The sequence below is a fragment of the Thermosporothrix sp. COM3 genome (assembly GCF_059696735.1).
Genome location: NZ_AP019376.1, coordinates 703,505 through 721,849, shown reverse-complemented (window position 1 = coordinate 721,849; position 18,345 = coordinate 703,505). Strand labels below are relative to the sequence as shown.

The window sequence follows — 18,345 nt, the reverse complement described above, 5'->3', positions numbered from 1 at the left end:
AACAGAACCTTCTGCTTTCATGCAAGCCTCAAATTCCTCAACAGTCGTTTTGTGAAAAATGCACTTCTCTCAGCATGCAACACCCGGTATACTGGTCTGTATATTCGTCACAAGAAACGTAGAATCCTCTTTTTTAGTGTAATCTCTAAATAATCTTTTTTCTTGAAATACTCTCTATTCTTGAAGAACCTTATGGTCCTTTCATTCCACACAGGAAGCTGAGCACACGTAGCAAAGGAGTATGCAGAGTACCCTGAATACAGGAAGGTTACCCGGGAGGAAGTATGGTAACATGTCCACGATGTGGCGCTGAACAGAGCACAGCGGCCCACTTTTGTACGCGCTGTGGCCAGAAAATAAGCAGTGACTCCACCAATGCAGCCAACACCCAGGCTGCAAAACCGCCCGAATCACAGTCCCAAACGAACACTGTTCCCTGGATCATCACGCCGGCAGGCAAAGCAACCAGCCTGATTATTGCAGGAGTGATTATTCTGGGAAGCATTGGTGCGGCTGTCGTCTACTATTTCCTATCGCAACCGAAGCCAACTTTAAGCGTAACCAGCAAGTATCATATTGGCTCAACTCCGGCGGGCGCAAGCAGTACAACCCTGCATGTCACCGGGCAGTATTTTGCCGCGAACGCACCTATCACCTTTCTACTGGATAACAGGCCACTGCAAACAGCAGGAGTTCGGAGTGATGAAAACGGCAATATCGCCACCAATCTGACCATCTCTGAGAGCTGGAAGCCAGGCAAGCATACGCTGACGGCCAGGGATACCGCAAACAGCACGGATGAAGGAGTCACGATTCAAATTGTGCCTCCTGGAGAGGCAAACACACCCGGCCCATATGGCTCCCCTTCCAATACCTCGGCATTTCAACTTCAGATACAGCAGCAATACACAGAAGATGGGGGTACCACGCGCGCCTTTCAGCTTACGTTCCATTTTTCCGGTCAGCCACAACAGCCAAATGTGGCTAATGGTCATCCATGTGGGACCGGCAAGTCCTACATTGTGACCTTGTCTGGCTCAACCAAAAATACCGGAGCAGACTATCAGGAGCAGCGCACTCTCTCCTGTGAACTCACCTATAAAAGCGGCGAATTGACATATAAAGAAATGGTGATCAAGAGCACGCTGAAATACACGACAGAAAACGGCACAAATGGCACCTGTACGATTGCTTCGCCCAGGCCGTTTGTCACACTTGAAGGTGCATTTACAGGGCCAGGAGCTGTGAGCGGCACCATTCAAGTCAAGCGCCTCGATTTTACCTGTGATCCCGCTATCACCTCCTGGTTTATCATCGGCGGCCAGGGCAAATGGAACACAACCTTTTCGCAGTAGCAGCTTTCAGCATCCAGAGCGGCCTGTTCCCCCAGGTCGCTCGCTTTTTTTGTCGGACAAGATTGAGACAGAGAAAAAGTCGTTCAGCAAACAAGCATGCTCCAAAAGGTATGAGAAGGGTTCACATCAATAGCCTTTTTATGCTACCCTTCAAGATGAGAATAGCAGCATCAGGAAAAAAGTCTACCTCCCCGAAGGGTTGGTGGTATGCTAAAAAGAGACCGTGGTTATTTCAGGAAAGGAGGGCGACTTGCCTGCTGCCTGAAGCAGTAGAGCGGGATCATACATATGGAAGAGCCAAAACAACAGGAACTGGACCTTATGCCAGCAACGGAGAACATCGAACCTCAACAGCAAGTAGTAGATGCAGAAATCGTAGAGGGAGACGAGGAAGAGAACGAGGTCTCTTCTCTCTTTGATGGCGCATTTACCGATATCACTGGATATATGACAGAAGAAGAGGCGACAGAGTATATTGCCTCTATTCTGGAAACAGGCGAAATCGAGCACGAGGCCTCACTATTTGATCGCGTGACCCCGTATGTCATGGATCGGCTGAAGGTCACGAACTACCGACCGGACCAGGCTGTGCGCGAGGCGTCGCTGGCGCAGAAACACATGTGGCGTCCGGGAGATGGCGAGATCTCGTATCTGGCTTCAAATACGCTGGAAGTGTATCTCGGCACACCAGAGCGCCCACTGGAAATACCACAGGCTCTGAAACAGATACGTCAGCTCAGTGAAAGCACCGTCCTGACGGCCCGTATCGTTCTGGGACTCTGGAACATTCGGCGTCATAATGAGCGCGTCTCTAAAAATGGCAGTGTGGCCGTTTTGCTGGAAGAGATCCTGCAATGGCAGGGTATCCAGAAACATAGCCGTGTGGCCCATCCAGGAACCAACAAGCGATATACAGACGGCTATCGTACAGAGCAGAAGCGGCGTGTCCTTCAGGATATGACGCTGCTGGCTGCCTGTAATGTACGCGGAAATTGCACGATCAGCATTCGTGGGAAATCTGTTCCCATTCAGGTAGATGGCCCATACATGCGCTATTCAACGGTCAGCAAGACGCTCAAAGGCGAAAAGATTATTATCGGCTTTCTGGTCTCGCCCGGCGACTGGATCAGCACCTATGAGCAACACCAGAACTACTATCTGGCTGAGGTTGATAACCAGATCTTCAAACTGAATCCGCAGAACGACCGCTACGCGCTCCGGCTGGCGCTCTATCTGACTGAACGTTGGCGCGAGCAGGCAAAGACCGGCAACTTCAGCACGCCTATCACGATGTCCGAGCTGCTTGCTTCCAGTATGATAGAGGTTGACGAGCGGCATATGACCTCACGCTTCGTGCCTCGTATTGAGGCGGCCCTGCAAAAGCTCGAAAATATGGGAATTTTGGGTAAGCAAATTTGCCTGACTGAAGTCAATAAAGAGCAAACGCGCTGGAGTAAAGATTGGCTGGCTTCACGATGGGAAATTCTTCCCCCTCTCAAATTGATACAAGAATATCAGGCGATGAACACGCCACGGAAAAGACAACGTCGCATTCGTGCACCCAAAGAGACAAAAGAATAGCGCAGATATTCTTCCTTAAAGCGTCAGTTCGTCAGCAGACTGGCGCTTTTCTTTTTGTGTGCAACCCCACCGGGGTTCGGTTCATCCGCTTCCATAATTCTCTAAAAAAAGCAGGCTTACAAGCGCTTACAGGCCCGATGAGATCGGTAAAATAGCCCCACCAGGGTTGGGCACATTCGAGCATATATCCACAGTAAACCAAACAGCTAAAAAGAGGAAATTGTTATCATTTCTACAGCAGAAAGCATCTTTTTACCCCACCAGGGTTGGGTGCATTACGCTCTCATTTTGTGCATCTTACCCCCACCAGGGTTGGGTGCATTACTCCTCCCCTTTGCACTCTTTTACCCCACCGAGGTTGGGTGCATTCCGCCCTCATTTTGTGCATCTTACCCCCACCAGGGTTGGGCGCATTACTCCTCCCCTTTGCACTCTTTTACCCCACCGAGGTTGGGTGCATTCCGCCCTCATTTTGTGCATCTTACCCCCACCAGGGTTGGGTGCATTACTCCTCCCCTTTGCACTCTTTTACCCCACCGAGGTTGGGTGCATTCCGCCCTCATTTTGTGCATCTTACCCCCACCAGGGTTGGGCGCATTCCGCCTCCCCTTTGCACTCTTTTACCCCACCGAGGTTGGGCGCATTCCGCCCCTGAAATAGAATATTTTTATGTCTCTTTTAAGAGAGCCTTTTTGCAATATACCCCACCAGGGTCGGGTGCATTTCGTCCCCTCCTCGTTCCATTCAGGCAGGTAATCAAACCGCTCTTTATGCTCATTCCCCCATCCGGGTTCGGTGCATTCCTGTTCTAAGCTGTTACCACATCGACAACAAATGAAAATTGATGTATATCAATATACACCACCGGGGTTGGGTGCATTCTGTTCTTCCCTTTCGTCACTTATCCCCACCGAGGTTGGGTGCATTCCGTCCTCATTTTGTGCATCTTACCCCCACCAGGGTTGGGCGCATTCCGCCTCCCCTTTGCACTCTTTTACCCCACCGAGGTTGGGTGCATTCCGTCCTCATTTTGTGCATCTTACCCCCACCAGGGTTGGGCGCATTATGCCTCCCCTTTGCACTCTTTTACCCCACCGAGGTTGGGTGCATTCCGTCCTCATTTTGTGCATCTTACCCCCACCAGGGTTGGGCGCATTATGCCTCCCCTTTGCACTCTTTTACCCCACCGAGGTTGGGTGCATTCCGTCATCGCCTGACACTCTTTTATCCCCACCAGGGTTCGGTGCATCGAGAGGTAGCAACGAAAACATTTCTCGACTAAATAGCGAATTTATCAAATGCTTCTTCGATATTTTAGATTGTTAAATAGTAGAATAAGAAGAATGTAAATTACCCCACCGTGGTCAGGTGATTTTCTAGTATTTTTAGAATTCCTGTTTGAAAGCAGGCATCCAGACGTAGAGAAAGGTCCGAGGCTGTTATACAAGAAAACAGGTACCAGGAGTTTTTGGGGAGTGAAAACCAAAAGTCCTGTGCGTAACCCCACCAGGGTTGGGCGAAAACCCCACCAGGGTTGGGCGAAAACCCCACCATTGTTAGGTGCATTACCGTGCTCAAAAGCCGGTCAGTAATAAGTAATTACCAGTCGAGTCTTTCACTAGTAAAATGCATTCTGTCAGTGTAATATGTCAGTGTCTGGCATTTGACAAATGCAGAAGAATCGTAGAAGATAGCCAACATTATCACGTAAAAAATACTTGAAGCCAACTCGGCGACTGTCCAACTTGAAAACTCGGTCGCCTTTCATAAATCACATAAACCTGAATATCGAAATACTCGATCCATAGAGATGAAAAAAACTGTTACGCCTGGTCGTACGGTTTAGTGAGGCAAAAATGCGTTTAGGAAACAGCAAAAATTCTGGGGGACAAGGCCAGGAAGCCAGCCAGCTCACCGCTGAAGCACTTCAGGCCGTACGGGGTTTAGGTGAGGTCTCCGACCAGATCGACCAGAAGATCTTGCAGCTCATTGACAAGATCTTCGCACCGCCCGCGAAGGGTATTGAGTTTATTGTCAGGTTTCTGGCACAGGCTGAAGTCAAACAAAACGTCCTGCTCCCGAATGATGAAATGGGAGAGCAGGTCGCTATTGTGACACTGAAGAATGTGCGCGAACTAGCGAAAAGAATCCACTGGGGTTATGACACAACGCATAAGTACGTTGTCGTTATGTCATGCCTGAATCTGCTTTTTAAGCGCCGTACTAGCGAAAATATACAGCTCATCTTTCCGTTGCAGGGTTATGCCCCTCCATCATCATTTCAAGCTCTCGATCATCTCATTCATGATAGTCGTCCCAAAGTGCAGCAATTTGCACGCCGAATTCGGCAACGTTGCGCTTTATATAATATTGTGCAGGGCGAAGAGAATAGCAGTGATAAGAGGTATGAGAGACAGCTTATTCAATCACTGCTGGAGATACTCCAATCCGAGGGAGTGGAAACAGAACTTCGCAGGCGTATCATTATGCGTTTCACGAGTGAAATACTGAACAGACTTTTACGGTCGCCTGACGCCCCCTTTCCCTCACAGGCGGTAGACTCGAAAAAGCGGAAGTCTCCTCTGATCGTTGATGCGTCACCAGACAGCCAACCAGCACAGGCAACAACAGAGAGGCTCTCAGCAAGAAAGTCTTCCGTTGAGGGTAGACTTCCCACCTCTACACAGGAAGCCGCTGCGGTAGAGTCTCCCAAGGAAGGTAGACTTTCTGCTCCTGTACAGGCTCCCGAGGAAGAGAAGTCTCCCGAGGAAGGTAGACTTGCTACTCCTGCACAGATCGCCCAAGAAAAGGAGTCTTCTGTTGAGGGTAGACTCGTCGACTCTACTCAAATGATTGCTACCGTGGAGTCTCCCATTGAGGGTAGACTTGCTGATCCTGCTCAGGAGAATGGTGCAACAGAGTCTCCCATTGAGGGTAGACTTCCCACCTCTACACAGGAAGCCGCTGCGGTAGAGTCTCCCAAGGAAGGTAGACTTACTACTCCTGCACAGATCACCCAAGAAAAGGAGTCTCCTGTTGAGGGTAGACTTGCTGCTTCTACTAAGTCGATTGCTTCTGAGCACGCTATAAAAAAGGGAGACTCGGAGGCATTGAAACCTGGAGAGTCGAAAAAAGGTCGTCGTCCGGACTTTGACAAACTCCTGTCCGGCTTCTATTCCCGCGTTCTCCAAAACACCTATCAGCAGGCTCAAGAAGGCAATCTAGAGGCCTTTAAACGGAGTTTTCTAGCACTGGGTAAGATCTCCAATCAGGCCAAATATACCAAACAGCAGGACAGAGAGCACAGTTTACCGGCTGAGCCAGACAGCTCACAGAGCACTCCCCTGCCTACGGAGACACAACAATCCATCCCGGTTCAGGCAGTGGTAGACTCTCCCATCGAGACGGTGCAGGCTGAGGAGACTTCGGTTCAGGAGCCGGTAGACTCTCCCATCGAGACGGTGCAGGTTGGGGAGACTTCGGTTCAGGCAGTGGTAGACTCTCCCGCTGAGACAACACAGGTTGGGGAGACTTCGGTTCAGGCAGTGGTAGACTCTCCCGCTGAGACAACACAGGTTGGGGAGACTTCGGTTCAGGCAGTGGTAGACTCTCCCGCTGAGACAACACAGGTTGGGGAGACTTCGGTTCAAGAGTCGGTAGACATGCCTGCTGAGACAGAGGAGTTGAAAGCCGTCGAGTCTACCCGGAAAGCACCAAGGGGTGAAGAGAATACCCCGGCGAAGCAGAAGTCTACCGGGGCAAAATCGGGCCAGAAGGCGGGTGTTGTCCACGAGATGGAGTCTGACCCGTCTGTACCACCAAAGCCGCGCCGTTTGGAGGCTGTGCCCGAACCGAAAGTGCAGCCTGCGGTATATCCGCCACATATTGCGGAGCTTGTCGAGAAGACTCGTCCGCATCTTACGGATCTTGCAACTTTCTCGCAAGAGTTCGTGGCCTCTTACGTAACGTTAAACGTTATAGAGTTTTTTAATAAATTATATTTTAATTCTAACGTTACGTTACGTAAAGAGCTTGCTCGCTTTCTCGCCGAAGTCTTTGGAGAGAAACGGAAAGTGCAGCTTTACCTGAACATGATGAAGAAAACACATCCAGACTCAATTGTTGCAGCTTTTGTGCATGTGATGCATAGTCTGCACTCCGCAGGCTCAGAGACAATTCACAACAAAGCTGCTCTGTTCTTCGGTTTCTGTAAGCAGTACCAGCAGCAGGGCATTACCGCCGAGGCCAGTTGTCTTGTGGAGGAGCACAAGGAGAGATCTCTTGCTGAGTTTTATGTTTTCCTGTTGAAGCAGGACCAGGAGCGTGTTTATCCTCCATCCCAGCAGCCCTTAGCGGGTCCATCTGCAATGCATGGAATTCCTGCTCAGCCCGGCAAGGCTTTTGCAATGACCATGCCTACAGACGGTACCTACGATATAGTCGAGCAAAATAATAAAATGGTGTATATAAAAACCAACTTTCCATATGCCGAGCAGTACAAGCGGACCTATTCAGATGCTTGTACACCAGAAGAATATACGAAAAAACTGGAAGGTTATCTGAAGCGTGTAAGAGAGATAGAAGAAGGGAAAAAGTAAAAATGGATTTTTCGCGTCTTAATCCTCAAAAAATGCGCCTCCGTCACGATGCTGGAGAGCGAAGCGAGGCAATCGCCCGGCAAATCAGGGCTATACCTGAATCGCTTCGGAGCCCCATTCAGCGTCAGATGCTGCTCCAGCACGAGAGAGGTGAATGTATCGGTTGCACCAGACAGGGACGGCCACAAAACGCGGATGGCTATGAAACGCCGCTTGTCTACGAAGCAAGTGGCTATGCAGCCCCACCTGAGTACTGTGATTGTGAAGCTGGCAAGCAATACGAGCGTTTTATTCAGCGAGAGCGTGAAAGATACGAGAGGTCAAGCAGACTAGAGCGGTATAAGCATGCATGCCATGTTCTGGGACTACCTGCAAGCAAAGCAGGGCTCTCGGATCAGCGCTACACCCTGGATGAGTGGCCCGTTGAGCAGAAGAAGGCAGGCAAGCCTGTTGAGGATCAGGAAAGCGGTACTGTAACTGCACGCAGCACCATTCTCAATCTGACAAGAAGTTTTGCCCTCCATCGCTGTGCTTTCTGGGCGGAGCCTACCAAGTTTGGTCTCTGTTTGTGCGGCCTACCGGGAGTAGGCAAGACAACTCTTATCCGTTCGCTTGAGCCCATCTTCAACGAGCAGGGCTACCACATGCTTACGGTGTATGCTCCGGATTTACTTGTGCTGCTTGAGAAGCCAGATCGGGCTGAACAAATCATGACAGTGCTGAAAAAGACAGAGATCCTGTTTCTGGATGACGTCGGAGACCCTGGCATTGCAAAGGCTGCCCCTGAGTGGGTACGGCGCATCTACGCCCGCATCTTCGATGAACGGTACCGCTATCAGCGCCTGACGCTGCTCACGTCAAATCTCAACGAAGAGCGTCTTGAACTTCAGATGGGGCCATATGTTTTCTCGCGCCTTCGCGGTCTTTGCGCCTTTTTTACTGTTCCCGGGATTGATATGCGATAGAGGATGGATATAATGGAAAGAGCTTTACCGCACAATATTGAAGCTGAAGCAGGTGTACTTGGAAGTCTGTTGATTGATCCTGAAGCAATCCCACTGGTGACAGGATTTCTTCAACCTGAACACTTTTACCGTGATGGTCATAGATTGATTTATGCAGCCATTATACGCCTGTTTGAGCGCAGGGAAGCAGCCGACTATGTGACGGTGTGCCATGAACTGGAGCGTGAAAACAAGCTGGAAGCAGCGGGCGGCGAAGGATATGTGATTGATCTGATTGGTTGTGTGCCTACAAGCGGCAATGTAGAATATTATGCGCGTATCGTTGAGCGAATGGCTATTCTTCGGCGTCTGATCCATGCCGGTGGACAAATTGTCGCAAAGGCATATTCAGAAAATGATGTAGATGCTGCAATTGAGTATGCAGAGCAACTTTTGTTTGATGTGCGGCAAACGTATACCAACCAGAAAACCATTAAGCCTCACATCAGTGACGCACTGGTGAATTATATGGCCCGGTTAGAGTACCTGACCTCCCGCCGTGAACAGCTTGTGGGTACTCCAACCGGCTTTACTGACCTCGATCGCTTGCTTGGAGGCTTGCAGCCCTCTGATCTGGTTATTCTGGCTGCGCGTCCGGCAGTCGGGAAAACCAGCTTTGCCCTCAGTCTGGCTCACAACGCTGCTTTGAAACATCAGCGGCGTGTGGGGATCTTCAGCCTGGAAATGAGCCAGGAACAGCTTGTACAGCGTCTGGTTTCAATGGATGCCGGGATTGATCAGCAGCGGCTGCGCACGGGCGAATTGTATGATGAGGACTGGGAGCGCATTGTGACCTCAATGGCAACGCTATCCGAGTGTACCATCCTGATCGATGACACTCCCGCTCTGACTCCGTTGCAGATGCAGAGCAAGGCGCGACAGTGGTTTGCAGAGTATGGAGAGCTTGACTTGATCATTGTCGACTATTTGCAGCTTATGCAACTTCCAGGTAACGATAAGCGACAGGACAATCGGGTGCAGGCTGTAGATGAGATTAGCCGTCAACTCAAAGTAATGGCGCGTGAGCTAAATGTACCAGTATTGGCGCTCTCTCAGTTGTCTCGTGCAGTAGAAACGCGACAATCAAAAATCCCGATGCTCTCCGATCTGCGCGAATCAGGTGGTATCGAGCAGACAGCCGATGTGGTGCTGTTTATCTACCGCGACGACGTCTACAATCCCGATAGCGAGCGCAAGAATCTGGCAGACATTATCATCGCCAAGCATCGCAATGGGCCCACGGGCGAAGTCTGTCTCTTCTTCAACCGCTCACAAACCCGTTTTCAGGATATTACTCCGAATGCTCTTGCACCATCCGCTGTTGATCCTGTGACATCAGGATATCATCGTCTACAGACTCTCCAGGAAGACGATTTTGACTGATGTGGCACTTCCAACCCATCTCAAACAAAAAAACGCCCAGAATCGAAAATTTGAGCCCATCTGGCAGATCGTACGCAAAAGGATAGAAGGTCACTGACCTATCCGGCGGCAATGCTTGCTTGTAGGGAGATTGGTCTGCAACCTGCCAGCCAGGTTGCGCAGGGATCACTTGTGTCAGAATGCCTGGATAGATCTGGTAGCACTTCAGGGTACCATCTTGTCCCGTTTACGTAAATGTGTACGTATACGAAGACGGCTACGTATACGTAAACGTAGTCGTAGATGTAAACGTGTTTCTTCTACATGTTCTATAATACCATGCTGCTTTTCTGAATCTACCTGAGTATGTTACAATGTGGAAGTGTGGTCGTTCTTAATGGTAGACGGCTACGTATACGTCTACGTTGACGTAATCTGCACATCATCTGTTTTCCTCTGAAGTCACCGAGACCGATCGGTAAAAGCTCTTTCAAGAACCGCAGAAGTGAAGTGTAAAAGCGATAGTTTTTGACTTGAGGTGAGTAATGCAATCAACAAGAATCTTTGCCCTGTGCAATAATAAGGGAGGCGTGACAAAGACCACCACAACAATTAATCTCGGTTATGGTCTGGCTCGTGCAGGTCGGCGCGTCCTTCTGGTTGATACAGATGCGCAGAGCAACACAACCTACAGCTTGCTAGGCAATCTGGAACAGGAACCCACACTCTTTGACGTTCTTATTAATGGTACAAAGCTTGCTGATGCGATCGTTGAGACAGGCGAACCCAATCTCCATCTTGTTCCAAGCTCTATTAACCTGAGCGCTGCTGATCTGCTTATGGCATCGGCTCCCGGGCGAGAGCGAAAGCTGATGCGCGCTCTCACTCCTATTAAGGAAAACTATGATTATATTCTGATCGATACGCCCCCCAATCTCGGTGTGCTGACCGTTAACGCATTTATTGCTTGCACAGATGTCATTATCCCGATTGCTCTTACTACCTATGCTTTGATAGGGATCAGCATTCTGGAAAGTACGATGCAGGAATTACGCGATAATCTGGATGTCGAGCTTCCTATCTTTGGCGTTGTGGCGAATCTGGACGATCATACCCGATTGAGCAATAACGTTCTGGGTGCCGTACGTGATCATTTCGGTTCGCTCGTCTTTGATACGGTTATCCCGCGTAATATTAAGGTAGAGGAAGCGCACAATCAGATCGCCTGCATTTTTGATTATGCTCCTATGAGCACCGGTGCACAGGCATATACAAAACTGGTGAAGGAGGTTCTGCACCGTGCCGAAGGAATCTAGGAAGTTTATTAATCCGCTCTTGCGTCCCTCGACAACAGCGGAAACACCGCCAGCGTCTCCGAAGAAAGAGAAAGCTGCTTCCAGAAGAACGGGAACTCCTTCAAAACCGGCTCAGCAAGAAGTGGTGCAGGACGAGACGCCTCAAATCACTGAAACTCAGGAAGAGGCGGTGATGCAACCAATAGATGAGATTCTGGCTGAAGAGGCCGGATCTTCCTTCGCTCCTGAAGAACAGTCACGGGAACGAAAGATGCTGGTTCGAGAAGCAGCGCCTTCGTATGCACCTGAATTTCCCGAAACCCATACGGAGGAAGCAGTTGAGATTCCCTCTGTCTCAGATGAGGCTCTCTCTCATGAGACAACTCCTGTGGATGCTTCGGTTGATAGCCAGGAGGAGCCGGTTCAGGAAGATGAGGTTCGCCGAAAACCTGGCCTCCGTCGCAAGCGAGGCGGACAGTCCTTCGAGAAGACTCATGAGCGCATTACGCTGTGGATTGATAAAGGGCTCAAGTATGCGTTCGATGACCTGGCTCATAAGCTGGAAATCCCCAAAACGACCTTGCTCAATGAGGCTATTTCCGATCTTTTGAAGAAGTACGAGTCTCGCTAGTTGCCTGAGCGCTTACGTAAGGAAAGATGTTCTTCTCCGAAAGATGGGAGACAACAGGTTGATGTTACGTAAGCGCCTTTCTTTCTATCTGTCGGCCTCCACTCTGTTCCCAATAAGATGCCTTTCTCGCCGCACCTCTGTACTTCCTTCACACACTATGCACGCGGAACAGAATGTATTCGCTTTATATATAAGGAACGGTTTCTCTACATCTCACTACAATGTATGGTAATGTCACGGCAAAGAATCCCTCCTTCTAGATGTTGGGATGGCGACTGCTTCGCCGAGCAGTACGATATCGTTGCAGAAAAGCACGAATGCTGCTCAGCCTGGGGAGAATCGGTGTTCTCTATGCTTGTAAGGTTGGTGTCATATTGAGTAATGATGAGAGCTCAAATTCTTGTATAAATTGTCTCATAAACTCATCAGGCCAAACAGGCGTCATAAACACATCCTGGCATGCAGTCTATTTAGCTTCATGTACGTACTCGATCAGGAGTGTTGTACTTCGTGCAGAAGAGAAGAATGCAATAATGTTTACGTACACGTTTACGTATATGTTGCTCTGCTCAAATAAGGTGACGTATACGTACACGTAGTAACAATTTATTGCGTGTACGTATACGTCATCCGGTAATAGAGATTAGCTTTATTCCTCGTTTACGTTTACGTAAATGTATACGTAAACGGGGGCATCTTAAGGAGTACTCTCAGATGTCCGTTTACGTACACGTAGACGAAAAGTTCTAGATATCACGTACACGCAAGAGGCAGACTATGTAAACGTAATCGTATACGTAAACGTAAGCTTATATCATAACGTGACCAACATTTTAAATGAGAGCGTGTACGTACACGTTTACGTAGATTCCTTCAGTAATTTATCGTCAAGTACACGTACACGTAGATGTATACGATTACGTACACGTTTACGATTCTGTGCTGTTGCCGGAAATGTTTACGGACTCTTAAACATCTACGTATTCTAGAAGGCCGTGTACACACCCAATTACGTACACGCTATACTGGAGTTTTTGTAGATTCGTGTGAAATACGTGTACGTACACGTACACGTAAAAATATAGCATCAAGAAAATTTTTGCGCGATTACGTTTACGTCTACGTAGACGTACACATCTACGGGTGCAGACCTATAGGGAAAAGAAGTTATGAATAAACGTCTACGTGGACGTATACATATCTTCTCGAGAAGGACTGTAAAAACGTACACGTAGACGTATACATCTACGTGTACATAACACAGCTCTATTCATATGTACGTATACGTAGACGTTTCTATTTGCAAACTTTCAATTAGCGTGTACGTATACGTTTTCTAGATATAAAATACTCAGGTATACGTATACGTTTATGTACACATCTACGTATACGACATCTTCCCGACACACATGAGTAATAACATCTATATGATGCGTACACGTATACGTAGACGTATACGTGTACGGAATGCTGGAGTAGCGCAATAGAATACATCTACGTACACGTACACGTTTACGTTTACAAAAAAGAGCGGTGCACTCGATAGTCTGAATGTCTACGTGTACGAAAGGGAAATCTCAGTTACGTATACGTATACGTCGGCTATCAAGATTTCCCTGTGCGTTTACGTAAACATCTACGTGTACGGAAACGTACACGTGTACCTTATACCAACTGGTAGTTACGTACACATAAACCTTCGTTTCTAGAGCTCCCTGGTTGGAGAGCTGCCTAAACTGTATACGTAAACGTCTACGTACACATAACTCAACTTATTCAGAGATAGGTTTACGTGTACGTTTCCGTACACGTGTACGTAGATGTAAACCATGAGATGCTGATGGTTGAAGACTACTCATATGCATCTCGCTTCATCAGGAAGTGCATGTATACGTGTACGATTACGTAAACGATTACGTATACATCTACGTCTACGTGAATGAGCAGGATTGTGAATATACGTGTACGGTTACGTGTACGTGTACGGAAACGTAGTTGTTTTGAACTTGATGAGCAGAATGTATACGTGTACGGAAACGTAGTTGTTTTGAACTTGATGAGCAGAATGTATACGTGTACGGAAACGATTACGTGTACGTGATCCAGCGGTTGCTATGTACAAGCAGCTCGAATGCTCTTACAAAAGCTGGTGGCATCTCTCACCATTCAGGTATACGATTACGTGTACGTATACCTTTTCGAGATTCTTCTGTTAAAGGACGTACACGTATACCTATCGGAGTTAGAGTTTTCTTGCTCACGAGAACAGCTACGTTTCCGTACACGTATACGTAAAATATATTACTGTTTCGGAAATCACGTTTACGTACACGTGTTGGGGCAGAGTTCTTTTGCTCGCGTGTACGTACACGTAAACATCTACGTCTACGTTTTGGATGGTTCTCTTCTGGTAAATACGTGTACGTAAACGTGTACATTACTCTATGTAGAACCACTATGTTTACGTGTACGTACACGGAGAGAAATAGCTTCTCTCTGTTCACATCTACGTAAACGTCTACGTGAATATCTTCTTTTCTCTTCTTCTCGTATACATGTGTACGTCTACGTTTACGTAAACGGGTTTTCGTTTCTACAAACGTAGAAGCTTACGTGTACGCAAGAAAGCTCTATCTATTTGTAAATGCGAAGTGTTTACGTAGATGTACACGTATACGTGTACATCTACGCGCATGTTTCGCTCTGATACTCACGGGGTGACACGTGGAGAAAGTTGCCTGGATATCCTCGGGATATCCACGTTTTCTAGAAAACGTATACGTTTACGTACGTGTTTATACCTTCCTGCTTTACCAGGCGTACAGCAGCTTACTACGTAGACGTTTACGTAGATGTAAGTTCGCTTTACCGCTCATGTCTCCGGATAGAGCCCTCATAAAATTACGTATACGTTTACGTGTACATCGCCATAGCGCTAAAGATCTGTCAGCTTCCTTGCTATTCTTATAGTCTTTTTCCTGGCTTGTTGCAATGTGTAGCCAGAGATTGAAGCGAGCTCGATGCAGTTGTGCAATCCTGCATAATCGCCATGAGTTGCGTTCCGGCTGCGTCAGTACTACTTATACAATGCTTGAAGAGAATAGCGTCCGCAAACAGAGAGAAATGCGGTGTCAGAGCGAGCAACACAAACCTACGATTAGAGCGATAGTGTTCGAAGGAGAGAGCGGCAGAGTAGCCAGAAGAGATGCTGTTCTCGACAGAGAAGCGTATCTCATATGTCTTATACGGCGTTCAATGTGGCACAATCTTTTCTCTGGCATAGAGACAGGAAGTGCCCTTCGTGTTTTGATGTTTCTCGATATTTCTTATAGTATAGATCTCTAATTAGGCAGAGGTGATGACATTGTCTGTGTCTTGCAGAGTGATGAGGGCTTATGCCTGGAGGTTGCAATCTCCGTTGTCGTGTACGTGTACGATTACGTGTACGTGTACGTGATCCAGCAGTTGCTATGTACAAGCAGCTCGAATGCTCTTACAGGCTGGTGGCATCTCTCACCATTCAGGTGTACGGTTACGTGTACGGAAACGCAGTTGTTTTGAACCTGGTGAGTAGAATGTATACGTGTACGGTTACGTGTACGTGTACGTCTACCCTTCTGCTGAGCTTATTTTAACAGGTTGAACTGAATGACACCGGAATTATAAGACTCGGTATAAGACGAACAAGATTTTGTACTGCGCATCATTGACGTCTTGCATCGTACCCGCAGAGGGCGTGAAGCTGCTTCCTGACGTATCCCGGCACTATCAAGCTGACAGACAAGCACCAGGGTCGACGTTGCCGAATCGATCAAACAGGCGGAAAGAGGAGAGCCTGGCTCAGTTGAAGATCAGGGGAACGAACTTATCTATACGCTGAACCAGATTCCGTTGATGCCGGAGCATCAGTTTTCACCCGCTCTTTTGCCCGATTTCCTTCTTGAAATTGCGTTCTTTTTTCTGGAAGACCTTTAGGAGATCATGGAAAGAGCTCCTGACTATACTTGCGCTAAGAAAAGGGAAAGATATTGTAGAGCGGCCATGTAGTTCCACCGAACAATGTATGCGAGACAAGAAGGGAAGCCGCATCATGAGTCAAAGCGAAGTGGCGCGTCTACGAGAACAGATCGAACAGGAATTTATCGCCTTGCGTCGTGGCCTGTCTGGTCTCTCGTCAGGCATGGCCCGACACTCGTTTATTCACTCGCGTATGGAGCGAATCGGCTCTATTCAATCTTCTCTGGCTGAACATGTCGGGGAAAAAGAGGCCACGCATGTGATGTGTGAGCTCTATATGCAGAATATGGAGCAGATGGTTAACGTATGAACACCCCGTGTCGCGTATTTGTAACTGTACTGGATAGAAGGTCAACAGCATGTTGGAGGCGTTGAAAAGGCTTTATACTCGTTCTTCTGTCATCCGTTTTTTGTCCTGGCTACTGGTTGTGGCGGTCGTCAGTTTTCTCTGGTATCTTAGCGGTTTGCCTCCGCGGAGCTGGTTTCTTCTTGTGCAGTATTCGTCGGCCTTTTCGCAGCACTGGCAGGAGCAACAACTTCTGGCCGTTTCTCAGTTTCTTTTGTTTCTTGGAGCCTCGCTTATCTGGCTCTGTGTCTGGGGCGCTCTTCTCTGGTGCCTCTGGAAGCTCCTCGTCTTCCACTGGCAGTTTTCTCGACAGCAGCGCAAACAGGAGAAACCACCAGAGGAGAAGCCGCCCAAGAAGGAGGTACCTCCACGTGCCTCGTTTGTCCCGGTACCTCCGCGGGCATCGACGCAACTCGATGACGCTGAGGCAGAGGAGAAGAGACCTATGCAAACACATCATACATCCCTTCGGCGTCATCAGGTGCAGCCGATCGAGAGCAATGAAGCAGATGTCCCGGTAAAGGGGCGCTCTTCAGCGGTTGTCACGCAGCGTCCTGAGAGCGCGGTTGCCATCTATGAGATTCCGACAAAACCAGCGCGTCCTGTCTCGCTCCAGGCTGGAACACGCCCGACGTTTTTGCGTATTGCCTCGGTGCGACCGCTTGAAGTCGGTGTTGGCTGGAATACAGGCATTACGCGTATGCGTTCGCCCAATGAGGATAGCCTGATAGCGCTTCAGAGCACCTGCACCTATCAGGACCAGCTTATTCCCTTTGCGCTCTTTGTGGTGGCTGATGGCATGGGCGGGCACGAGAACGGGCGCGAGGCTAGCCGAATTGCTATTCAGAGCATGATGCATACTGTGCTGCAAAGCGTGGTAATGGGCAAAGAGTTAAGCGATAATTTTTTGACCGAAGTCCTGATAGATGGCGTTGAATGGGCGAATAACGCGATTCTGGAATGTGCGCTTCAATGGGGTTGTAGCATGGGGACGACGCTCACGGCTGCGCTGATTGTGGGCATGAAGGCCTATCTTGTGAATGTGGGCGACAGTCGCGCATATCTGTTTCGCGAAGGTTTTGGGCTGCGGCAAATCACGCAGGATCATTCGATTGTCGCGTCGCTGGTGGCTCTTGGCGAGATCACACCCGACGAGATGTACACGCATCCTGAACGCAACAAGATTTATCGCAGCCTCGGCTGTGAGGAGCATGTTGACGTCGATTGGTTTATGCTGGATTTACAGGAACAGGATGTCCTGCTTCTCTGCTCAGACGGGCTCTGGGAGATGGTGCGCGATAACGATATTGCACGGATCCTCTATCGCTATGACGATCCGGTTGCCGCCAGTGATCTGCTGTTGCGCTCTGCTCTGAAAGGGGGCGGAAAAGACAATATCAGTCTGATTGTGGCCCGCGTTCCGTAAACGTACACGTAAACGTGAAGCAATCAAAGACGTAGATGCGGAGCTTTTAAAGATGCTGATGTACACGTAAACGTAGATGTGTACGTACACGTATACATTAGCGAGAAACCTGCTGAGCATATGTGAGAAGATAGCAAAGATCCTGATGCAGACGTAGCCGTACACGTAAACGTAGATGTGTACGTACACGTATACATTAGTGGGAAACCTGCTGAACATATGTGAGAAGATAGCTATTCAACGCCTGCCAGTGACTTTTCACGATTTGTGCCGGAAGCTGCTCCGGAGCGAAAAAGCGCACGTCGTTCCCTTCGGTATAATCGATGGAAAGTGTGCCGCTATACGAGTCTGCCAGGAAGACAGCGGTGACGAGATAGGCTTGATCTCCATTGGCGCACAGAAGAAAATGCTCTTTGCCAGAAAACAGATTGATGAGTCGGGGCGCATGGATGCGCAAGCCCGTCTCTTCGTAGACCTCGCGGCAAGCGGTCTCTTCAAACGATTCGCCCGGCTCCATCAGCCCGCCAGGGAGGCCCCACGAGCCCGCTGGCTCCTTTCGTGCCTGTAATAAGATCTGTCCGGCCTGATCCCGAAGAATGACAATAGCTCCGGCCAGGATCAGAGGACGCGTTCCGACCAATTGTCGTAGCTCTTCGATATATCCCACTGGATCATCTTTCCCTTTCTTTCCTATCCTAAAAAATGAGTATAGCATAGAGAGGAAGGTGAT

General features: G+C 48.8%; 11 protein-coding genes. 9 read left to right on the top strand and 2 right to left on the bottom strand.

Features of this window, described 5'->3' with window-relative positions; genetic code table 11:
* Nucleotides 1–284: 284 nt before the first annotated feature.
* Together KTH_RS03120 and KTH_RS03115 are read left to right on the top strand one after the other, a co-directional pair.
* Entirely contained in the window at nucleotides 285–1,355 is a 1,071-nt protein-coding gene (locus KTH_RS03120) for a hypothetical protein (protein WP_497616387.1), read from the top strand.
* A 288-nt stretch (nucleotides 1,356–1,643) separates the two neighbouring features.
* Complete coding sequence (locus KTH_RS03115; protein ID WP_111323976.1) at nucleotides 1,644–2,936, top strand: hypothetical protein; 1,293 nt, start codon at nucleotides 1,644–1,646, stop codon at nucleotides 2,934–2,936.
* Nucleotides 2,937–4,879: 1,943 nt separating this feature from the next.
* Here KTH_RS03115 and KTH_RS03110 read toward each other — a convergent pair.
* Entirely contained in the window at nucleotides 4,880–5,002 is a 123-nt protein-coding gene (locus KTH_RS03110; protein WP_281278841.1) for a hypothetical protein, read from the bottom strand.
* Between the two features lie 306 nt (nucleotides 5,003–5,308).
* Between KTH_RS03110 and KTH_RS03105 the strand changes: the two genes are divergently transcribed.
* The 7 genes from KTH_RS03105 to KTH_RS03075 all read left to right on the top strand — a co-directional run bounded on the left by KTH_RS03105 (nucleotide 5,309) and on the right by KTH_RS03075 (nucleotide 17,615).
* Entirely contained in the window at nucleotides 5,309–7,534 is a 2,226-nt protein-coding gene (locus KTH_RS03105) for a hypothetical protein (protein WP_497616385.1), read from the top strand.
* A 2-nt stretch (nucleotides 7,535–7,536) separates the two neighbouring features.
* Entirely contained in the window at nucleotides 7,537–8,499 is a 963-nt protein-coding gene (locus KTH_RS03100) for an AAA family ATPase (protein WP_111323083.1), read from the top strand.
* Nucleotides 8,500–8,511: 12 nt separating this feature from the next.
* The gene (dnaB, locus tag KTH_RS03095; RefSeq protein ID WP_174843896.1) at nucleotides 8,512–9,921 is read left to right on the top strand and encodes a replicative DNA helicase; all 1,410 of its coding nucleotides are present in this window, start codon (nucleotides 8,512–8,514) and stop codon (nucleotides 9,919–9,921) included.
* Between the two features lie 524 nt (nucleotides 9,922–10,445).
* Nucleotides 10,446–11,216 carry a ParA family protein gene (locus KTH_RS03090; RefSeq protein WP_111323081.1) on the top strand — a complete coding sequence of 257 codons (771 nt, stop codon included), beginning with the start codon at nucleotides 10,446–10,448 and terminating at the stop codon, nucleotides 11,214–11,216.
* Nucleotides 11,200–11,826: a ribbon-helix-helix domain-containing protein gene (locus KTH_RS03085; RefSeq protein WP_211326170.1), complete on the top strand. Its 627-nt coding sequence runs from the start codon at nucleotides 11,200–11,202 to the stop codon at nucleotides 11,824–11,826. Before KTH_RS03090 ends, KTH_RS03085 begins: the two co-directional genes overlap by 17 nt.
* A 4,090-nt stretch (nucleotides 11,827–15,916) precedes the next feature.
* On the top strand, nucleotides 15,917–16,153 hold the full coding sequence (locus tag KTH_RS03080; RefSeq protein ID WP_111323079.1) for a hypothetical protein: 237 nt from the start codon (nucleotides 15,917–15,919) through the stop codon (nucleotides 16,151–16,153).
* A 49-nt stretch (nucleotides 16,154–16,202) separates the two neighbouring features.
* Entirely contained in the window at nucleotides 16,203–17,615 is a 1,413-nt protein-coding gene (locus tag KTH_RS03075) for a PP2C family protein-serine/threonine phosphatase (protein ID WP_111323077.1), read from the top strand.
* A gap of 196 nt (nucleotides 17,616–17,811) precedes the next feature.
* On the opposite strand, the gene KTH_RS03070 is transcribed toward KTH_RS03075, so the two are convergent.
* Nucleotides 17,812–18,282, bottom strand: a complete 471-nt coding sequence (locus KTH_RS03070) for an NUDIX hydrolase (RefSeq protein ID WP_111323075.1) — start codon at nucleotides 18,280–18,282, stop codon at nucleotides 17,812–17,814.
* Between the last annotated feature and the right edge of the window lie 63 nt (nucleotides 18,283–18,345).

Excerpts from the sequence above, each read along its gene's own strand:
- KTH_RS03120 (WP_497616387.1), top strand. The coding sequence starts at position 285 with ATGGTAACATGTCCACGATGTGGCGCTGAACAGAGCACAGCGGCCCAC.
- KTH_RS03115 (WP_111323976.1), top strand. The coding sequence starts at position 1,644 with ATGGAAGAGCCAAAACAACAGGAACTGGACCTTATGCCAGCAACGGAG.
- KTH_RS03100 (WP_111323083.1), top strand. The coding sequence starts at position 7,537 with ATGGATTTTTCGCGTCTTAATCCTCAAAAAATGCGCCTCCGTCACGAT.
- dnaB (WP_174843896.1), top strand. The coding sequence starts at position 8,512 with ATGGAAAGAGCTTTACCGCACAATATTGAAGCTGAAGCAGGTGTACTT.
- KTH_RS03090 (WP_111323081.1), top strand. The coding sequence starts at position 10,446 with ATGCAATCAACAAGAATCTTTGCCCTGTGCAATAATAAGGGAGGCGTG.
- KTH_RS03080 (WP_111323079.1), top strand. The coding sequence starts at position 15,917 with ATGAGTCAAAGCGAAGTGGCGCGTCTACGAGAACAGATCGAACAGGAA.
- KTH_RS03075 (WP_111323077.1), top strand. The coding sequence starts at position 16,203 with ATGTTGGAGGCGTTGAAAAGGCTTTATACTCGTTCTTCTGTCATCCGT.